A 19,471-nucleotide genomic window follows, 5' to 3' on the forward strand; every position below is an offset into this window, starting at 1 on the left:
ATACTGCTGTCAGACTTAAGCCGGCGAATGTCAGTCAGAAATCGAACGTATAACGCCATAAGAAACAGTTGCGATGACAGCAAGCAACGCATGTCCGAACCTTACCTCATCGCCGATCCTCGCAAATAATTGGAGCTCAGCCATTTGATTTACGGATAGGCGAAAGCTGCCGAAGCATCGCGATTGCCTAGAACTTTAAGCCGTGCGATGCAGAGCGTCCCACCAGCTCGCATTGGTCCTCATGGCTCACCCTCATTTAAAAGCTCTGCTTCCCTTTCTGCTCCTGTTGTTCGTGGGAACAGTCTGCAACGCGATGATCGCGCCATTCATGGGCTTCTTCATCGTCGAAGGTCTGAAACAGCCCCCGTGGACGATCAGCATCTATGCGGGCGCCCTGTCGTGTTTGGCGATTGCTATCAATCGTCAGTTTGCCGGTCGTATCGACCGTGGAAAAAATGCCTTTCCGCTGATCGGGATCGCCTTGGCCGGCTACCTCTCGGCGAACCTTTCTTTGTCAATCGTTCCGTCTCTCTGGACGGTGCTGACCTTCGGCGTGATCGGGTTCGGGGTGAGCACCAGCGCCGTATCGACGATGTTCAGCCTTGGCGGCGGTTTGGCCGCGAAGCACCAGATCGAAAATCGCCGGCTTAACGCCTTCATGCGTGCCACGACATCCACGGCCTGGATGGTCGGACCGGCGGTCTCCTTTCTCGTCGCAGATCAATTCGGCAAGGCCGCGGTCTTCCGATGCTGCGTCTTGCTCGGACTCGTCTGGTTGGCGCTTTGGTGGTGTGTGAAGCCACAAAATGCTACGGCCAAGCCCAAGGAAAGCGTCCCGGAAAACCGTGAGGGCGGTAACGCAAATCCCGGACTTTGGCTGGCTGCAACATTTGTGTTCTGCCTGTCGTCCGCACACTCCCTGACGTTTTCGACCTTGCCTCTTTTCTACGTGCAGGAGGTCGGGCTGCCCGGCTATGCACCCGGGACGGCCTTCACCGTAAAAACGTTCGTCGAAGTAATCGCGATTTTTTCAACTCCGTTTCTGATGGCCCGGTTTGGGATTCGCAAGCCCTTGATGGCCACGACGCTGCTAGCCGTTGTCGCCATCCAGGTTCTGGCGTCGGTCCAGACTTTTCCGCAAATGGTGGCCGGTGCGGCAATGGAGGGGCTCTACTACGGGCTCTATGCGAGTCTTGGCATCAGTTTTGTGCAGTCCTACGCCGAAGGCCGTCCGGCGCGTGCCACCGCAATTTACTGGAATACGCTGATGATTAGCGGCGTGCTCGCAGGCCCGGCGGTGGGGATCATCGCACAGGCCTACGGCTTTCGAACCGTGCTCCACGTTGCTTCCTTGGTCGCTCTCTTTGCCGCTGTCGTCCTGTTGTTAGGCGCACGCCAGTCAAGAGTGTTGACAGCATCCGAGCCTTGAAGGCGCGAATGTGCGATGTGGTTGTCGAACCCCAGAAGCACGCTTGCGATCACCGATAGGAAAATTCTATCAAGCCATTAGGTAAGTAATCTTGACCTTTGCTGCGCCGCAGCAAATAGATGCGTCATGAGCACTGATTTTATTGGAAAAAAGTCATCGGCGGCCGGCGGTTGGGGCGCGCTGAAGAGCTGCGGCAAGCGACTGTTGCAAAGCGGAGCGCCGCTTTCGGGTGCACGCGCGATGCTGCGCGCCAATCAACCTGATGGTTTCGATTGCCCGGGTTGCGCCTGGGGCGATCCAGAACACGGTTCCTCGTTCGAATTTTGCGAGAACGGCGTCAAAGCGGTGGCATGGGAGGCGACGGAGAAGCGTGCAAACCCTACTTTCTTCGCCGCCCATACCGTTTCGGAGCTGCGGCGCCTCAGCGACTATGAGCTTGAACTGAACGGCCGCCTGACTCATCCGATGCGGTACGATGCGGCAAGCGACCGCTATCTGCCGGTGGCCTGGGAGGAAGCTTTTGCCGAAATCGGCTCGGTGCTGAAAGGCCTCGACAACCCCAATCGCGCCGAATTCTATACGTCGGGGCGTGCGAGCAACGAGGCAGCCTTCCTCTATCAGCTCTTCGTGCGGCTCTATGGCACCAACAATTTTCCCGATTGCTCCAACATGTGCCACGAGGCGAGTGGCGTCGCCTTAAAGCAGGCGATCGGTGTCGGCAAGGGAACGGTGCTTCTCGAAGATTTCGAAGAAGCGGACGCAATCTTCGTGATCGGGCAGAATCCGGGCACCAACCATCCGCGCATGCTCGGCGATCTCCGACGCGCCGCAATGCGCGGCGCCCGGGTCGTCGTGTTCAACCCGGTCCGCGAGAAGGGCTTGGAGCGCTTTTCCGATCCGCAGGACAAGGTGGAGATGCTGCGCGGCGGATCGACCGAGATTGCCAGCCATTATTTTCAACCGCAACTCGGCGGCGACATGGCTGCCGTGCGCGGCATGAGCAAGGCCGTGTTTGCGGCCGACGATGCGGCAATCGCCGCCGGCCTACCGTCGATTCTGGATCAGGCCTTTCTGGCCGAGCATGCCGCCGGCTTCGCAGACTATCGCGCCGCGGTGGAGGCAACGAGCTGGGCCGACATCGAGGACCAATCCGGTCTGAGCCGCGCAGAGATCGAGCAGGCCGCGGCCGTCTACATCAATGCCGAACGCGTCATTTGCACCTGGGCGATGGGTGTGACGCAACATGTGCATTCCGTCGCGACGATCCGCGAAATCGCCAATTTCATGTTCCTGCGCGGCAATATCGGCAAACCCGGTGCCGGTCTTTGCCCGGTGCGCGGCCATTCCAATGTTCAAGGCGACCGCACCGTCGGCATCAACGAAAAGCCGCCGGAGGATTTTCTTGCTGCCCTGGAGAAGGAGTTCGGCTTCGCGGTACCGCGGGAACACGGACACAATGTCCTGGCGGCGATCGGCGCAATGCTCGACGGATCGGCGCAGGCGTTCATCGGCCTCGGCGGCAATTTCGCCCGGGCGACGCCCGATAGCGCGCTGGTGGAGAAGGCACTCCGTCACCTGAAGCTTACGGTTCATATCGCGACCAAACCGAACCATTCGCATTTGATGCCGGGCGAAATCGCTTTCATTCTGCCCTGCCTGGGGCGCACGGAAATGGATCTGAACGCGGACGGGCAGTCCCAGCTCATAAGCGTCGAGGATTCCATGAGCATGGTTCATGGCTCGGCCGGCATCAATCGCCCTGCGTCGCCGCACCTGCTCTCGGAAGTCGCCATCATCGCCGGCATTGCCGCCGCGACCGTCGGCGACGCGCATGTCGACTGGGATCGGCTCGCCAACGACTACGATCGTATCCGCGACCACATCGAGGCGACGATTCCCGGTTTTGAGCGCTACAACGAGCGTCTGCGCAAGCCACGCGGCTTTCATCTGCGCAACAGTGCGGCGCATCGCGAGTGGAATACGACAGCCGGCAAGGCGACCTTCTCTTCCGGCAGCCTGCCGGAGGAAACCGTCCATCAACGGGCGCGCAAAGGCGGCGGACGCTTCGCGCTTCAGACATTCCGCTCGCACGACCAGTACAACACTACGGTCTATGGTCTCGACGACCGCTATCGCGGGGTCTATGGCGAACGGCAGGTGATTTTCATCAACCCCGACGACCTGGCTGCGCTGGGCGCCGGGAGCGGCGAGCGCGTGGATGTCATCGGCGAATACAGCGACGGCGTGGAGCGGAAAGCAGCGGATTTCCGGCTCGTCCCCTACGATATTCCGCGTGGCAGCATCGCCGGCTATTATCCGGAGCTGAACGTTCTGGTACCGCTCGCCAGCGCCGGCGAAGAAAGCGACACGCCAACGTCGAAATCGATCATGGTGTCGTTACGGACCCGCGAGGCATCTTGAACGACATCGCGACCGAGCCGCAGGTATTCTTGGATCTGGTCGAAAACCTCGTTCAGGTGAACAGGCACCTCACCGGACTGCAGGGCGCACTGCTCGTCGCTTGTGCGCTCGACATCGCCTCGGACAGTCGAACGTTTTCGAAGCGACTTGGTGTCGAGCATGCTCTCGTGCTGCGCGAGCTCAATGTCTTGGACACAGTCGGCGGGTTTTTGGTGATTGCCAAACGGGACCCCCGCACCCTTCGCAGTCATTTTCATCTGACAGCGAATGGCCGCGCGATGCTATCATCGGCGTGCCGCATCCGGATCTCGGAGAAGGCCTGACGGCCGTCGTCGTGCGGCAGCCAGAAGGACCGGAGACCTGTCTGAAGGTTCGGTATGGAGTTACCGGCCTTCAGGTCGAAGTTTCGCGACGGCAGCGCCAATTCGTTTGCAAGCGTCTTCGAGTTCCGCAAGCGAGGTCGCATAGGATATGCGGAAATATGGGGCGAGACCGAATGCCGAACCCGGAACGACCGCCACCTCTGCGCTTCGAAGGAGGTAGTCAGCGAAAACGGAATCGCTTTCGACCACTCGTCCCTCCGGCGTCTTTCGACCGATAAGCCCGGCGATGCTCGAGAATGTATAGAATGCGCCTTCCGGAACCCGGCAGGTGATGCCTTCGATATTGTTTAGAGCCTTCACGACCAGGTCACGGCGCTCCTCGAAGGACTTGCGACGCTGAAGGAGGATGTCCTGCGGCCCGGTCAAAGCTTCAACGGCAGCGGCTTGACTGATCGAGGATGGGCAGGACGTCGACTGGCTCTGGACCACCGCCATGGACTTGATGAGCGCCGCGGGGCCGCCTGCATATCCGATCCGCCAGCCGGTCATTGCATAGGCCTTGGAGACACCGTTGATAGTGAGCGTGCGGTTTCTAAGCTCTGGCTTGATCGCCGCCGGCGTAACGAACCGAAAGTCGCCGTAAACGATGTGCTCATACATATCGTCGACCATCAGCCACACCTGCGGATGCTTCAACAAAACGTCGAGGATCGGACGATATTGGGCCTCGGAGTAGGCCGCACCAGACGGGTTTGACGGCGAGTTGAGCATCAGCCAGCGGGTCTTCGGCGTGATGGCTGCTTCGAGGTCTTCCGGAGAAAGACGAAACCCGTTCTCTTCCTTGCATGGAACAAGAACTGGCTTGCCGCCAGCAATGATCACTATATCAGCGTAGGTCACCCAAAACGGCGTAGGAATGATCACCTCATCGCCCGGATCGAGCGTGGCCATCATCGCGTTATAGATCACTTGTTTCGCACCGGCCGCGACCGTGATCTCGCTCTGCTCAAATTCCAGGCCATTCTCGGTCTTGAATTTGTGACGTATCGCAGCTTTGAGTTCGGCTGTCCCGTCGAGAGCCGTATATTTGGTCTGGCCGGCGGCGATCGCCCGGACCGCCGCCTCCTTGATGTTTTCCGGCGTGTCGAAGTCGGGCTCGCCGGCGCCAAGGACGATCACGTCGCGGCCTTGGCGCTTAAGTTCGTTCGAGAGCCCCGTTATTTTGAGGATTTCCGACACACCGATCTGCGACAGCCGGTCCGAGGGCCTGAAGCTTGTGGCCTGAGCTACGCTGTTCATCGCGGCCTCTCACTCGACGTCGAACTTGACACCCTGGGCGAGTGGCAAGGTGCGGCCATAATTGATGGTGTTGGTAGCCCTGCGCATGTAGGCCTTCCACGCATCCGATCCGGATTCGCGGCCGCCACCGGTTTCCTTTTCGCCACCGAAAGCACCACCGATTTCGGCGCCGGAAGGACCGATGTTGACGTTGGCGATACCGCAGTCCGATCCGCGTGCCGAGATGAAGAGTTCCGCCTCGCGCATGTCATTGGTGAAGATCGACGAGGAAAGTCCTTGTGGGACGGCGTTGTGAAGCTTCAAGACCTCATCGAAGTCGCGGTACTTCATGACGTAGAGGATGGGTGCGAAGGTCTCGTTCTCGACCGGCCCTTCCTGCCGCGGCATTTCGACGAGGGCAGGCCGAACGTAATATGCGTTTTCCTGGCCGACATCGTGCCGCACTCCGCCCGATACCTCGCCGCCCAGATTCTTGGCGGATTGAAGCGCGGCCTGCATGGCATCGAAGGCGGCCTTGTCGATGAGCGGTCCCACGAGATTGCCATCCAGCGGGTTGCCGACCGTGACGGAGGAGTATGCCTTCTTCAGCCGATCGACGAGCTGGTCGTATACGTTCTCGTGCACAAAAAGGCGCCGGAGGCTCGTGCAGCGCTGCCCCGCCGTTCCCATTGCCGCAAACGCGACGCCGCGCAGCGTCAGATCCAGATCGGCGGTGGGAGTAACGATGGCGGCATTGTTGCCGCCGAGTTCGAGAATTGCCCGCGCGAAGCGATTGGCAAGCTTGGGGCCGACGGCCCGCCCCATGGCGGTGGAACCCGTCGCGGACACCAGCGGAACCCGGTGATCGTCCACGAGTATCTCGCCGACCTCGCGGTTACCGACGAGAATCTGCGCGAGTCCTTCGGGGGCTTCTCCCCCTTCAGCCTTGAAGCGTTCGAGCGCCCGGTTGAAGATTGCCTCAGTCGCGAGCGCAGTCAGCATTGTCTTTTCAGAGGGCTTCCAGACGACGCTATTGCCGCAGACGAGCGCGAGTGCCGCGTTCCACGCCCAGACGGCAACGGGAAAGTTGAAGGCGGTAATGATACCGATCACCCCGAGCGGATGCCAGGTTTCCATCATCCGGTGATCGGCGCGTTCCGTGGCGATCGTCAGGCCGTATAGCTGACGGGAGAGACCGACGGCAAAGTCGCAGATATCGATCATCTCCTGGACTTCGCCCAGACCTTCGGATGTGATCTTGCCGACCTCGATGGAAACCAGACGTCCGAGTGCCTGCTTGTTGGCCCGCAACTCCTCGCCGAGAAGTCGAATGAGCTCGCCCCTCTTGGGAGCCGGCACATTCCGCCAAGCGAGGAAGGCCTCATGGGCTTTGGCGACGCGGGCGGATGCTTCGCTGACCGGGATATTCTTGACATTGCCAAGGGGCTCGCCGGTGATGGGCGTGCGAGCACAGATTTCACCATCCGCATAGGCCTGGGGGGTGACGCCGAGTTCACTCAAGAGCTGGTGTGTTTCGGCCTGCAGCGACTGAATGGATGTGCCGGCTGTCTGGTGAGCGAGAGCTGTCGACATTTGCTTCCCTTTTTCTCTTTTACATTGAAACTGTATTGTTGCGCATCGATTGCGTGGCTTTGCTGCCGCCCTACGCGATAAGGCGTTGGGCCGGCTGCCCAAGCCCCAGGACTTCGTAGGCTAGGTCGAGCGAGCGTCGTTCGGCATCGGCGTAAAGATCCAGTTCGTTTTGGACGGCGGCACCCAGACTTTGTTCGAACGCTACCCGGTTCGAGCTCTCCGAATAGTTCTGTTGCACATCGGTGCCGAGGTTGGACTGGAAGATCCCCGCAGCGCTGACCGGAAGGAAATCCTCGTAGACGATCGGATCGAATCTGACGTATCCGGCGTCGATCAGCGCATCCAAGTTCGACGGAAGGCGACCACCGGCGACGTTGTTCAATCCGGTTTCGGTCGCGGAATACCGGAAGAACGCCAAGCCCTTCGTGCGCAACTCACGCCACTCGTCGGGAAACTGCCTGAACGTTTCGACGAGCTGGCTGTTGTAATCTCCCGAGTTGCCACCGGTCGACGCCACTTGAACGTCACTACGAACAGACGCAAGAAGCTCGTCATACAGCTTCCTGCCCTTGGCCGTCAGGGCTACGCCTCGCTGCTCGATCTCGCCGAACCGCGCCGTGTGCGTTCCGGACGAACCACCATCTGCGGCTGGTTTGAATTTGATGTTCTCCTCAAGTGCCTTGAAGCTCGTCTGGCGGAGAAGAATGGCGCACCGTCGACGCGGCGGACCCTCGATGACTGCTTTCGGACTGATGCCGCGCTTGGGCATGCCTTCCTGAACAGCATCGATATCAAGCGTCCGAGGCGTGAGGTGGTTGATATGCGGCCCTTTGAAGCTGACGACATCCGCGATCAACCGATGAGCATCATGCAGGCGCTTGTAGGTGGCGAGGGTGACGGTGGCATCGCTGTGCCAACGGAACGTTTCCAAGACCTCCCGGACGAACTCATCCGCATCTTCGCTGGCAAGTCCGCCGTCCATTTCCGCCTTATCGACCAGGAAAAGGGCACGGTCGGTAAAGATCTTGCGGCGAGAAAGGATTTCCGCTGCCTCAGCACGCAATACTTCGTCGGCTATCAGTTCCAGGCGCAGCAGGGAGGTGAAGACTCGGAACGGATTGCGGCGAAGAGCCTCGTCGTCTACAGGCCGAAAAGCGGTCGAATGAACGGGTATGCCCGCCACCGACAAATCATAATAGCCGACCGGATACATGCCCATGACGGCGAACACCCGGCGAATATTGAAAAGCTCGTCCGCCGTGCCAAGGCGAATAGCTCCATGGCGTTCGACGCTCAGGCGATCGAGCTCGTCATTGCGAACAAGCGCGTCGTGGAGCCCCGGATCGTTCGCGAGCGTGTCTTCGTTCACGTCAGCGACCAGATCCATGAGAGTTCCGTATTGCGGCACCTCCGTGCGGTACATCTCCGACATGGCCCGCGAAAAACGGGTTCGAACATCATCTGGGTGCACGTGGTCGATCGCCATGATGGCCTCCTCTAGTCTGCTACGAGCTCGGTCATTCTCCGAGATCATGATTGTTGAGGAGTATTCGCTTCGATGTGCTTGTATTTCTATCAAGCAATAGGTCAGATGTTATTCCAATGAGGAATGAACTTTCATCGATCGGCGGCGGTCTGCGCCAATATCCACTTCTTGAAGGCAAGCAGCGGCGGGTGCGAGGCGCGGTCGGTAGGCCATACCAGATAGTACGCCTCGGCGCTCTTCATCTGGAGATCGAGAGCATAGACCAGCTTGCCTTGAGAGAGTTCCTCTTCAATGAGGAACTTTGGCAGCAACGCCACCCCCACGCCTGCTATTGCGGCTTGGGTTGCCGTTGCGAACTGATCGAACAGCATGCCGTGAACCGAATCCGGCGTAACCCCGTTCATCATCATCCAGCGTTCCCAAGCATCAGGGCGGCTGGTCAGATGGAGCAATGGCGCTGCTCGGATGTCCGAGGGCTCCGTGAAATTGTATTGTTCACGCAGCTTCGGACTGCATGCTGGAACGACGATTTCTTGGCGAAGCAACGCAAGCTCGCCGCTTGGCCATTCCGCGGCGCCGAAATGAATCGCAGCGTCCACCGGCTCCAACCGAAAATCGAACGCCGTGATCTTTGTGACGAGATTGACGGTAATTCCAGGATTTTCAGCGAGAAAGTCCGGTAGTCTGGGCGCCAACCATCGGGTGCCGAATGTTGGCAATATTGCAAGGTTCAGCGTCCCTCCATACGGGTTTGCCCGCAGGTTCAACGATGCGCTGCTGATCTTACGCAGCGCGTCCCGGATCTCGCGCGCATATCCCTCACCTCCGACGGTGAGCTTGATCGTCTGGCGCTCTCGATGAAAGAGCTCCACACCGAGTTGCTCCTCCAGAGCGCGAATCTGCCGGCTAACGGCACTCTGGGTGAGATTGAGCTCCTTGGCTGCCGCGGTTACGCTCCCGGTACGAGCCGCCGCTTCAAAAGCAGCGAGCAGTGGCAGTGAAGGCAAAAATCTTCGCGGTACTTGCACCCATGCCCTCCTACAAGCGCGCTCCTGCCAGATGTGCTACCTGCGCGCCCATTTCGTAGTACGCCTCCTTCGCCATGCGCAAGGGATCGGACTTTGGTTCGGTAATCGGCAGTGGCAAGCCTGCATCATCGATATTGCCGGCAATGTAAGACGCCAAGACCTTTCCGAAGGTCGTTCCAGGCGCAATGCCTCGTCCGTTATATCCGCTGAAGCCCACCACATTGTTTTCAAACTTATGGAACCGCGGAACTGCGTCCGAGGTCATGCCAATTTTCCCGTACCAGGCACTTTCGAATTCGACATCGCCAAGCTGGGGAAAAACCCGTTTCAATGACCGCTTTGCCCAGGACTCGTGAATTGCATGTCCCGTGTTACGAAGCGCTCCGACGCTGCCGAAAACAAGCCGGCCACGCTGGTCCATTCTAAAAGACGAGAGAATTTCCTTCGTATCCCAGCATCCTTCCCTATTCGGAAGGATCGTTTTACGCACATTGTCGGAAAGCGGCTTCGTGGCGAAATTAAAATAGGGAAGATGAACCTGTTCCTCGCGCACGATTTTCCACGGCCCGGTCGAATAAGCGTCAGTCGCTACGACGATCCACTTGCAAGTCACGGAACCCCGACGCGTCGCCACCCGCCAATCATCTGCCCGGCGCTCTACCGCCAAGACAGGGCTCTTCGTATAGACTTTGACGCCTGACGTGATCGCGGCCCGTGCCAGGCCACGCACATAAGCAAGAGGTTGAAGCGTACCGGCCCTCGGATCGAAAAGTGCGCCGGAATACACGGCCGAGCCGGTACGGCGCCGTGTCTCATCGCTATCGAGAAGTTGAAGCGGCGCTCCTCTCGCGGTCCATTGGCGGTGACGGGTCTCGAGCTCTTCCAGACCCTTGCGCCCGACGCCGAGGTGAAGCGTCCCATTCTTTTCCAACTGGCATGAGATTTCATGCTCTTCAATAACCTGGCGAACGAGTACAGGCGCATCCGATAGGAGCTTAAGACATCTCTCTCCATATTGTGGACCGAGGACGCCGGGTATGTCGTCGGGCATCACCCACATGCCGCCATTGATGAGCCCGACATTTCTTCCGGAGCCGCCAAACCCGACCTCCACCGCTTCAAGCAGAACCGATTTTATCCCAAGTTTTGCAAGATGGATCGCCGCCGAAAATCCTGTGTAGCCTCCGCCGACAATGACTACGTCTGCGTGAGCATCATCGTTCAGCTCTTCCGTGATCGGGGCGGGCGGCGCTGATGTTTCCCACAGTCCATGCGATTTCGGATCATTCAACATCGGCGCCGATCTTCCTAAAGTTAGCAGTTTTTCAGCACGATATCGCTGCGTCGGTAAACGGACTATCTCATTATGTACAAGAGATCATTCCCTGCAGGAATGAGTTCGACCCATTGAGGGGAGCCGGTTCGCGCGTCCAGCGTCTCGCCCCGCGAAGGCGAGGTGATGACTGGCCCTATCGATGCTGCATGGCCGGGCCTTCGAGAAATTCTATCCGTTTTCGGCATAATTATCCGCATCGCGCCGGCAATGGTGCGGCGCAGCAGAAACAAAGGGTTTTGTTAAGAAATACCCGACAGTTAGTCAGCGCAAGCGAAAATCTCCACCGCTCAACACCTGCGATTGTACCTCCTGCCCGACTTTTTGAAGCTCATCGTTCAAACGGAGACGAGTCAATGAAAATCGCGCTGCATCAACTGCGGTCGCTTTGCCGGAACCGGGACGGCGGTATCGCGATCATGGCAGCCTTATGCCTGCCGATTGTTATCGGCTTTGCTGCTCTCTCCGTGGAGTACGGATACGGGCTTCTGGTGCGCAACGAAAACCAGCGCACGGCGGATCTTGCCTCCTATGCCGGCGCGCTCGCCTATAGTGATACGAGTTCGGAAGACGAGATGAAAGCGGCAGCGCTTGCCGTGGCGAAGCTCAACGGTGTCGATGCCGGCAGCGTTTCCGTTTCGCTGACAACCTCTCCGAAGGACGCGCGCGTTCAGGCGGTGCATGCCACCATCTCCACCGCGAACACACTTTTTCTCGCACCCGTTCTCGGCGTCAGTTCAAAGCTCGAAATCGGGGCTGAAGCTTATTCATCCATAGGTTCGGCGGAGAGCGGCTGCATCATCGCCTTGGACAAATCCGGATCGGGCGTCACTCTCTCGGGCGGCGTGCAGGTCAGCGCAAGCAAGTGCTACGTAAACTCCAACAGTGATGTCGTCGCCCCCTGCGGAACGAAGATCACCAATAAGGGTACGACCTATTACGGCGGTACGTCGCAGCCTTGCCCTTGGTCTACCAACCTCGTGCAGGCAGATGGAAGTGCGGCGCCCGTCACCAAGCAATACACAGAGGATCCTCTCTCGGGAAATTCCGGAGTAGCCGAACTTACCGCACGCTTCGATACCATCCGCAAGGCGTCGTGGCCAAAGAAGGTCTCCGTGAGCACGGGTACCAACATTGAGTTTGGCGGCAACGCGACCCCAAAGCAAACCGCAGACGCCATAACATCCATCGACTGCAGCTACGATCCTGCGAACTACAATCAATATTGGACAACCAAATGGGACATCACCTGCTCCGGGTCTGAGGTGAATATCGGCTCCCTGCTGGTTCACGGCAACGTTCAGGTAAATTTCAATATTTCGGGCAGCAAAAGCACGACCTACAACTTCTCGGGCAAGATCCAGAATGATTTCGGCACGAAGCTGGTATTCGGGGACGGCACCTACAATGTTGCAGGAGGCGTTTACGGCGCCGATCTGACATTCGGCGCCGGTTCCTTTCACTTCGGGATGGGCGATACCAATTGCGGCGATGCGCGCTACAGCCTGTGCAGTTCAGGAAAAACCGTCATCGACGGACCCAGCACCTTCATATTGGACGCCGGCTTCTACACGGGCGATGGCGCTAGCCTGAAGCTCGGAGCCGGAACGGCCAACAGCTATACCATCGGCCAGTCCAGCGGCGACAACGCGATGGGCGTGGGTGGCGGCTCGACCACCTATATGGCGGATGCCAGTACGGGCAAGGGTGTTTTCCGCGCCGACGGCGACATCAATGGCGGCGGCGGTGGTAGCTGCATCACGTTTCCCGCAAGCGCACAGCACGACATATCGGGCAGCGTCAACCTCGCGGGCGGCGCCAGGCTGGGTGCCGGGGTCTACACGGTCGACGGATATTTCTCGGTCAATACCGGGGGCGCTAGCTGCAGCGATTCCATCGCCGTTTCCGGGACAAATGTCACGATCGTCATTTCGGGGACCGAAACGCCCTCCGATTGGGAATGCAAAGGAAAGGCATTCTGTTTGACTGGCGGCAATGCCATCACACTTTCTGCCCCGCAGAGCGGCACCTACGCCAATCTTGCGGTTATCGGCCCGCAATCATCGAAATCTTATGCAGACGCGGAAATCACCTCCGGCGGCAGAGGTAAGATTTCCGGCGCGTTCTATTTTCCAAAAGGGCTGATCGATTTCGGCGGCGGCGGCCAGATCGGTGATGCCGCAACCGGCTGCCTGCAATTGATTGGCGCAAGTATTTCATTGTCCGGTGGTTCACAGACGATGTCGGAATGCACTCTGTCGGCCACCAGTAGCGAGGTGGAATTGGTTCAATGATTTTCATCCATGTAGCCGGGAAAAAAGCTCTCCAGCTTCGAGCCGGCCTAAGACATTTTCTGCGAGATATCTCGGGTAATGCAGCAGTCGAATTTGCACTGATTGCGCCAGTTTTCATCCTCATCTTGGCTGGCAGCCTTGATCTCGGCATGCTCATATTCTCGCGCTTTCAGCTAGAAGCTACGGTTTCCGACAGTGCCAGCTATGCGATGGTCAATGCTGATCTGGTCGATGGCAAGGATGGCAGCGATCTGGCAACGAAAATCGCCACCATGATCGCCAGCGAATACGCGGCGGGCGATACGCAGGCATCAGTAAATGTGAATAACGGCGCAGTCGCCAACTACAATGGTGCGAAAATTGTGATCAGCGGCAACGTCAGCCAAGCCGATGCTTGTTACTGTCCGAGCGGCAGCGCGTCGTCGCTTGATTGGGGCTCGCAGCAATCCTGTGGTTCGTCCTGCCCCGATGGCGGGCGGGCGGGCCGGTTTGTCTCCGTCATGGTAAAACAGGCCTATACGCCGTTGTTCTCCGGCTACGGCCTTGTGAAAGGCGACTTTATTGACGCCAGCGCGATCGTGCGGACACAATGAAGCGCGCTATCCGAAAAATTTGGCAGTCGCGTTCCGGCGCTAGTGCGGTGGAGTTCGCGCTGGTTGCGCCAGTCTTTTTCCTCATGCTGTTCGGCATGATCGAGCTCGGCCGATTGCTCTGGACGAGCCATGCCCTCCATGACACGGCGATTGCAACGGCGCGATGCATGGGCATTCCGCAGACGGAATGCGAAGATGGCGGGACTTACAGTGCGTCGAAGGCGGCAGCCTTCGCACGCAGTACGGCTACCGGCTGGTTCGTAGGGCTGGACGACGCATCGGTCACGCTCGATCACGACGCCACTTGCCATGGCTTGGCAGGCTTCTCGCAAGTAAAAATCACCTATCAATTCATCACCGTCGTGCCAGATTTACTGATGTCCTTGTCCGGCGGCACAAATCTCACGGCCGATGCGTGTTACACAAATCACTGACGGCAGGCGTGCGACCCCAGGTCAAACGTCGCAGCATCGACCTAGCTCAACCAAATGAGGATGTAGTCGACTGCTTTGAATAGAAGCTCAGACTAGGCCTGAGCTTCCATATCATCGTGCCACGCAAAGCCTGCTTCCTGGCTCATATCGCAGACGGACAATGTTCCGCCGTGGCAATCTGTTTTACTTCAGGCAGCCCTCAGCAGGTCTCCATGCGGGTCGAGGACGAATTTGGTCGCCGCGCCCTGGTCAAAACTCTCGTAACCCTGAGCGGCATCGTCGAGTGCAATGATCTTCGCATTGACGATATCGGCGATCGGCAGCCGGTCGTGCAGAATCGCCTGCATGAGCTGACGGTTGTACTTCAACACCGGCGTCTGACCAGTGTGGAAGGACTGCGCTTTCGCCCAACCGAGACCAAAGCGCAATGACAGGTTGCCGTGTTTTGCCGCGTTGTCGACAGCGCCAGGATCTTCCGTCACATAGAGCCCTGGAATGCCAATCGAGCCTGCTGCGCGTGTGATCTCCATCATCTGGTTGAGCACGATCGCTGGCTGCTCGCCGCCCGCATGGCCGCGCGCCTCGAAGCCGACCGCATCAATCGCACTGTCCACTTCGTTCGTGCCGACCACTTGGGCGATCATGTCACCTAGCTTGTCGCTTTTGGAGAGATCGATGGGTTCGAAGCCGACATTGGCAGCATGCTGCAGGCGATCCTTGTTGAAGTCGCCAATCATGACAACGGCCGCCCCCAGGATGCGCGCCGAAGCGGCAGCGGCAAGGCCGACTGGACCGGCGCCCGCCACATAGACCGTAGAGCCGACACCGACGCCCGCGCGCACCGCGCCATGGAAACCTGTCGGCAGGATGTCGGACAGCATAGTAAGATCGCGGATCTTAGCCATCGCCTTGTCGCGATCGGGGAACTTCAGCAAATTGAAATCCGCATAGGGCACCATGACGTAGCGCGCCTGCCCGCCGATCCAGCCGCCCATGTCGACATAACCGTAGGCGCCACCAGCGCGCGAAGGGTTAACAGTAAGGCAGACACCGGTGTCCTGTGACTTGCAGCAGCGGCAGCGCCCGCAGGCCACGTTGAACGGCACGGAGACGATGTCGCCGATCTCCAGCATTTCGACATCGATACCCTTTTCAATGATCTCCCCCGTGATCTCGTGGCCGAGCACCAAACCCGGCATTGCCGTCGTGCGGCCGCGCACCATGTGCTGGTCTGAGCCGCAGATGTTCGTGGAAATCACTTTGAGGATCACGCCATGCTCGATACGGCGGCCGTCCGGCGCCTCCAGCTTGGGGTCGTCGATGTCGCGGACCTCGACCTTGCCGGGCCGCATGTAGACGACGCCTCTGTTCCTGCTCATAGTCTGTCTCCTCCTGGGTTAAGTCTCTCTTGCCCATTCCTCCGCGGGCAGGATTCCAATTGCGTCGCAGTTCCCGCATAAGAGCGCGGTTATTCTCACGACGACATAGCCTCTATCTAAGTCGCCTATTCATCTCTCTATTTTTTAATTACCAAGCTGGCGAATTCGCCTTTAAAAGCGATGATGCTATATTGTCTACCATCGATATAGCGATCGCGACTGTGCAAAAAAATTCACTACCGGCTTGAGTTTATTGCACGTCAGCAAAAGTGCCTGACTGGCTCGGACATTCAATGGCGTTGGGCACAACGTCTTCGAATAAGGGATGTTCAGGACATTCCCCCTCTGCACGACGAATATGATCTGCGGCGCAGCGGCGGAACAAGTTCCAGGATGAAGCGGGCGGAACTGGCGATTTTGCTTACCAGATAATCAGTCAGCCGACTTGCCAAATCGGGATCAACGTCGCCCCCTGGTCCGGGTAGCCAGGACGTTTCGAATTGAAAAGCTGGAATGAATTCTCAGGACGCCGGGCAACGTCGAGAGAATTTCCTTATGAATTCTCTCGAACTCACCCGCGCCTGCCACCTCCACCCTCAGTAGATAGTCCGAGCCGCCGGTCATCAGGAAACATTCGCGAATTTCGGGATGTTTTCGCACCGCGGCTTCGAAGCGGTCGAGGTGTTCCTCGGTCTGCCGTTCCAATGTGATGTTGATGATCACCGCGATCGTATCCTCGGAACTGCCGCTGTTCACCAGGGCCGTATAGCCGCGGATGATGCCAGCCTCCTCGAGCAATTTGATCCGCCGCAGGCAGGCAGAAGGGGACAAGCCGACTTCCTGCGCCAAGTGCGCATTGGTCATGCGTGCATTCAATCGCAGCAGGCGGAGGAGATTGCGGTCGATCGCGTCAATCGCTGTCATGCAGAATATTCCATTTTTTCGCAGATTATTTGACTGAATATCATGCATTGAAACAAACGATCAGCAATAGGCGGGATATTCAAAGAATATTTCAATATCTTCAGGCATGATGAGGGGGTTGCATATGGATCATCAGACTCTGCATGTAGACTATCAGCAGACCGAAGCCGGTATCGGGGCTTCCGGCTATCTGACCATCGACCTTCCCGCATTGTGCCGAAATTACCGGAAGCTTTCGGCGACGGTCGCGCCCGCAAAAGCCGCAGCCGTCGTCAAGGCTGATGCGTATGGTCTTGGCGCCGAACAGGTCTCCAAGGCCCTTTATGCGCAAGGCTGCCAGCATTTCTTTGTTGCACACTTTTCGGAGGCGATCCAACTCAGGCCCTTTTTCCCAAACGATACGCGAATATTCGTGCTCAACGGACTGCAGCCGGGATCAGAGATTGGCTGTGCCGAGGCCGACATCGTTCCGGTTCTCAACTCGCTTGAGCAGTTCCGGCGGTGGTCGTCGACGGCTCGGAAGCTCGGACGCGTTCTTCCCGCCGTTTTGCAGTTCGACACCGGCATGTCGCGTTTGGGCATCTCGCCGGAGGAAAGAAGCACACTCGCAACCGATCTCAAGAGCTGCAGCAACATCGAAGTCCTTTTCATCATGAGCCATCTCGCCTGCGCAGACGAGGTGGACAACGGGCTGAATGCCGATCAGCTCGCGGAAATGCGTCTTGTCGCGACCGAGTTTCCCGGTCTTGATGTCTGCTTCGCCAATTCGGGAGGCGTTTTTCTAGGCAGCGAGTATCACGGGGTTCTGGCCCGTCCCGGCATCGCGCTTTACGGCGGAGCGCCCACGCAGGGCAAAGCCAATCCAATGGAGGCGGTGGTCCGGCTCGATGTCGCTGTGATCCAGACGAGAACAGTTCCGGCGGGCACGCGCGTCGGATATGGAGGCGGCCGCGTGACTTCTGCCGAGAGCAGGCTCGCCACGATCGCCGCGGGTTATGCCGATGGGCTGCCGCGCAGTCTCAGTGATCGAGGAGCCGTTTTCTATGGTGGCGTTCGTCTGCCGATTGTCGGCCGTGTCTCGATGGACAGCATTACCGTGGATATCACCGCCCTCCCCTCCGGCACGCTTTCGCTTGGCAGCCTCGTCGAAGTCCTCGGCCCTCACCAGACGCTTGAGGACGTCGCCGAAGCCGCCGGCACCATCTCCTATGAAATCCTGACCAGCCTCGGCCGTCGCTACGAACGTCGGTATCGCTGAGCAACAGACCACCATCGAGGAAACTATGAAAGTCATCGTACTCGGCGCCGGCGTCATCGGCGTAACCAGCGCCTACCAACTCGCCAAGGCAGGACACGAGGTCACCGTCGTCGACCGTCAGGAAGGACCCGCCCTGGAAACGAGCTTCGCAAACGCAGGTGAAGTCTCGTTCGGTTACTGCTCGCCTTGGGCCGCACCAGGCATCCCGATGAAAGCGATGAAGTGGCTGTTCATGGAACATGCTCCGCTCATCCTGCGTCCACGGCTCGATCGCGCCATGCTGTCCTGGCTCGTCAAGATGCTGTCGAATTGCACGTCGGAACGCTATGCGATCAACAAGAGCCGGATGCTGCGCCTTGCCGACTACAGCCGCATCTCGCTGGCCGAGGTTCGCGAAGAGACCGGCATCGCCTATGACGAACGCATGCAGGGTACGCTGCAGTTGTTCCGAACGCAGCAACAACTCGATGCATCGGCAAAGGACGTCAAGGCTCTTGCGGCCGACGGCATTCCCTATGAGGTACTCGACCGCGACGGATGCATTCGTGTGGAGCCGGCGCTCCGCCATGTCCGCGAAAAGATCGTCGGCGGTCTGCTGACGCCCAAGGACGAGACCGGCGATTGCTTCAAGTTCACCAATGCCCTCGCCGCAAGGGCAAGCGAACTCGGCGTGCGGTTCCAATATGGAACTACGATCAAGGGGCTCGATGTCCAGAGCGGCAAGGTTCGCGGCGTCATGACCGACCGCGGGCATATGAGCGCCGATGCGATCGTCGTCGCACTCGGCAGCTATTCGCCACTGCTGCTGAGGCCCCTTGGCATCCGGCTTTCCGTCTATCCGGTCAAGGGCTACTCACTGACGATCCCGATCATCGATGCATCACGGGCACCGGAATCGACCGTGATGGACGAAACCTACAAAATCGCGATTACCCGCCTCGGCGATCGTATCCGCGTCGGCGGCATGGCTGAAATCTCAGGCTATACCAACGATCTTGGTGATGCCCGCCGGCGGACGCTCGACCATTCGGTAACCGACCTTTTCCCGGGTGGGAATCTGCGGAAGGCATCATTCTGGTCCGGGCTGAGGCCCATGACGCCGGACGGGACGCCGGTGATCGGCCCGACGAAGATTGCCGGCCTTTTCCTCAACACCGGCCACGGCACGCTCGGCTGGACCATGAGCTGCGGCTCCGCGCGTCTGATCAGCGATCTGGTCAGCGGGCGCAAGCCGGAAATCGACGCGGCCGATCTGGCAATCAGCCGTTACCGCTGAACCCGTATTTAAAGCAAGACAGGATGGAGGCATCAATGATCGAGGCAATAACGACGTCTGAAGCTCCGGGCGCAATCGGCCCGTTTTCGCAGGCAATCAAGGTGGGCGATCTGCTCTTCGTCTCGGGGCAGCTCCCGATCAATCCGGCCACCGGAGAGTTCGTTTCCGACGATCCTGTCGAACAAGCGGAACAATGCTTGAAAAACATTGCGGCGATCGCGAAAGCGGCGGGATCGAGCATCGAGAAGACGGTCAAGACGACCGTCCTGCTCACGGACCTTTCCCAGTTCGCTGACATCAACAAGATATACGCAACCTTCTTCCGAAATCCTTTTCCAGCCCGAGCCTGCTATGAGGTCAGCTCGCTGCCCAAAGGGGCACAAGTCGAGATCGAGGCAATCATTTCGCTTGCCTGAGCCGCA

16 protein-coding genes are annotated in these 19,471 nt (G+C 58.6%); 9 read left to right on the forward strand and 7 right to left on the reverse strand.

All coding sequences use genetic code 11. The features are described 5' to 3' along the window. The first annotated feature begins 241 nt into the window (after positions 1-241). The 3 genes from PH547_RS16540 to PH547_RS16550 all read left to right on the forward strand — a co-directional run bounded on the left by PH547_RS16540 (position 242) and on the right by PH547_RS16550 (position 4,173). Positions 242-1,429, forward strand: a complete 1,188-nt coding sequence (locus PH547_RS16540) for an MFS transporter (RefSeq protein ID WP_285168878.1) — start codon at positions 242-244, stop codon at positions 1,427-1,429. A 126-nt stretch (positions 1,430-1,555) separates the two neighbouring features. Then, complete coding sequence (locus tag PH547_RS16545; RefSeq protein ID WP_285168879.1) at positions 1,556-3,850, forward strand: FdhF/YdeP family oxidoreductase; 2,295 nt, start codon at positions 1,556-1,558, stop codon at positions 3,848-3,850. After that, entirely contained in the window at positions 3,847-4,173 is a 327-nt protein-coding gene (locus PH547_RS16550; protein WP_285168880.1) for a hypothetical protein, read from the forward strand. The genes PH547_RS16545 and PH547_RS16550 overlap by 4 nt, the downstream gene beginning before the upstream one ends. 60 nt (positions 4,174-4,233) lie before the next feature. Here the strand turns inward: PH547_RS16550 and PH547_RS16555 are convergent, their stop codons facing one another. The 5 genes from PH547_RS16555 to PH547_RS16575 all read right to left on the reverse strand — a co-directional run bounded on the left by PH547_RS16555 (position 4,234) and on the right by PH547_RS16575 (position 10,852). Further along, positions 4,234-5,472 carry a pyridoxal phosphate-dependent aminotransferase gene (locus PH547_RS16555; RefSeq protein WP_104826071.1) on the reverse strand — a complete coding sequence of 413 codons (1,239 nt, stop codon included), beginning with the start codon at positions 5,470-5,472 and terminating at the stop codon, positions 4,234-4,236. 9 nt (positions 5,473-5,481) lie between these two features. Then, positions 5,482-7,044 carry an L-piperidine-6-carboxylate dehydrogenase gene (gene amaB, locus PH547_RS16560; protein WP_104826070.1) on the reverse strand — a complete coding sequence of 521 codons (1,563 nt, stop codon included), beginning with the start codon at positions 7,042-7,044 and terminating at the stop codon, positions 5,482-5,484. 70 nt (positions 7,045-7,114) lie between these two features. Beyond that, positions 7,115-8,530, reverse strand: coding sequence for a 2-oxoadipate dioxygenase/decarboxylase HglS (gene hglS, locus PH547_RS16565; RefSeq protein WP_260304638.1), 1,416 nt, complete (start codon positions 8,528-8,530; stop codon positions 7,115-7,117). Between the two features lie 131 nt (positions 8,531-8,661). Continuing rightward, positions 8,662-9,558, reverse strand: coding sequence for a LysR family transcriptional regulator (locus tag PH547_RS16570; protein WP_104826068.1), 897 nt, complete (start codon positions 9,556-9,558; stop codon positions 8,662-8,664). Positions 9,559-9,568: 10 nt separating this feature from the next. Continuing rightward, complete coding sequence (locus PH547_RS16575; RefSeq protein ID WP_285168881.1) at positions 9,569-10,852, reverse strand: NAD(P)/FAD-dependent oxidoreductase; 1,284 nt, start codon at positions 10,850-10,852, stop codon at positions 9,569-9,571. Here PH547_RS16575 and PH547_RS16580 point away from each other — a divergent pair. The 3 genes from PH547_RS16580 to PH547_RS16590 are packed head-to-tail and all read left to right on the forward strand — an operon-like array spanning position 10,813 to position 14,212. Continuing rightward, positions 10,813-13,185, forward strand: coding sequence for a pilus assembly protein TadG-related protein (locus tag PH547_RS16580; protein WP_285168882.1), 2,373 nt, complete (start codon positions 10,813-10,815; stop codon positions 13,183-13,185). The genes PH547_RS16575 and PH547_RS16580 overlap by 40 nt on opposite strands. Further along, the gene (locus PH547_RS16585) at positions 13,182-13,778 is read left to right on the forward strand and encodes a TadE/TadG family type IV pilus assembly protein (protein WP_104826066.1); all 597 of its coding nucleotides are present in this window, start codon (positions 13,182-13,184) and stop codon (positions 13,776-13,778) included. Before PH547_RS16580 ends, PH547_RS16585 begins: the two co-directional genes overlap by 4 nt. Beyond that, a complete protein-coding gene (locus tag PH547_RS16590) occupies positions 13,775-14,212 on the forward strand; it encodes a TadE/TadG family type IV pilus assembly protein (protein ID WP_260304635.1) in 438 nt (145 codons plus the stop codon). Before PH547_RS16585 ends, PH547_RS16590 begins: the two co-directional genes overlap by 4 nt. A 188-nt stretch (positions 14,213-14,400) precedes the next feature. Here PH547_RS16590 and fdhA read toward each other — a convergent pair whose 3' ends face one another. Together fdhA and PH547_RS16600 are read right to left on the reverse strand one after the other, a co-directional pair. Then, complete coding sequence (fdhA, locus tag PH547_RS16595; protein WP_104826064.1) at positions 14,401-15,591, reverse strand: formaldehyde dehydrogenase, glutathione-independent; 1,191 nt, start codon at positions 15,589-15,591, stop codon at positions 14,401-14,403. A 459-nt stretch (positions 15,592-16,050) separates the two neighbouring features. Beyond that, positions 16,051-16,515, reverse strand: a complete 465-nt coding sequence (locus tag PH547_RS16600; protein WP_285168884.1) for an Lrp/AsnC family transcriptional regulator — start codon at positions 16,513-16,515, stop codon at positions 16,051-16,053. Positions 16,516-16,639: 124 nt separating this feature from the next. Between PH547_RS16600 and alr the strand changes: the two genes are divergently transcribed. Genes alr through PH547_RS16615 form a run of 3 tightly spaced genes read left to right on the forward strand, consistent with a single transcriptional unit; the run spans position 16,640 to position 19,465 of the window. Beyond that, a complete protein-coding gene (gene alr, locus PH547_RS16605) occupies positions 16,640-17,773 on the forward strand; it encodes an alanine racemase (protein WP_285168885.1) in 1,134 nt (377 codons plus the stop codon). A 25-nt stretch (positions 17,774-17,798) separates the two neighbouring features. Then, complete coding sequence (locus PH547_RS16610) at positions 17,799-19,049, forward strand: D-amino acid dehydrogenase (protein WP_285168886.1); 1,251 nt, start codon at positions 17,799-17,801, stop codon at positions 19,047-19,049. 35 nt (positions 19,050-19,084) lie between these two features. Then, positions 19,085-19,465, forward strand: a complete 381-nt coding sequence (locus tag PH547_RS16615; RefSeq protein WP_285168887.1) for a Rid family detoxifying hydrolase — start codon at positions 19,085-19,087, stop codon at positions 19,463-19,465. The last annotated feature ends 6 nt before the right edge of the window (positions 19,466-19,471 follow it).

Origin of the sequence: Rhizobium cerradonense, from assembly GCF_030182455.1 — a bacterium.
Lineage (GTDB): Bacteria > Pseudomonadota > Alphaproteobacteria > Rhizobiales > Rhizobiaceae > Rhizobium.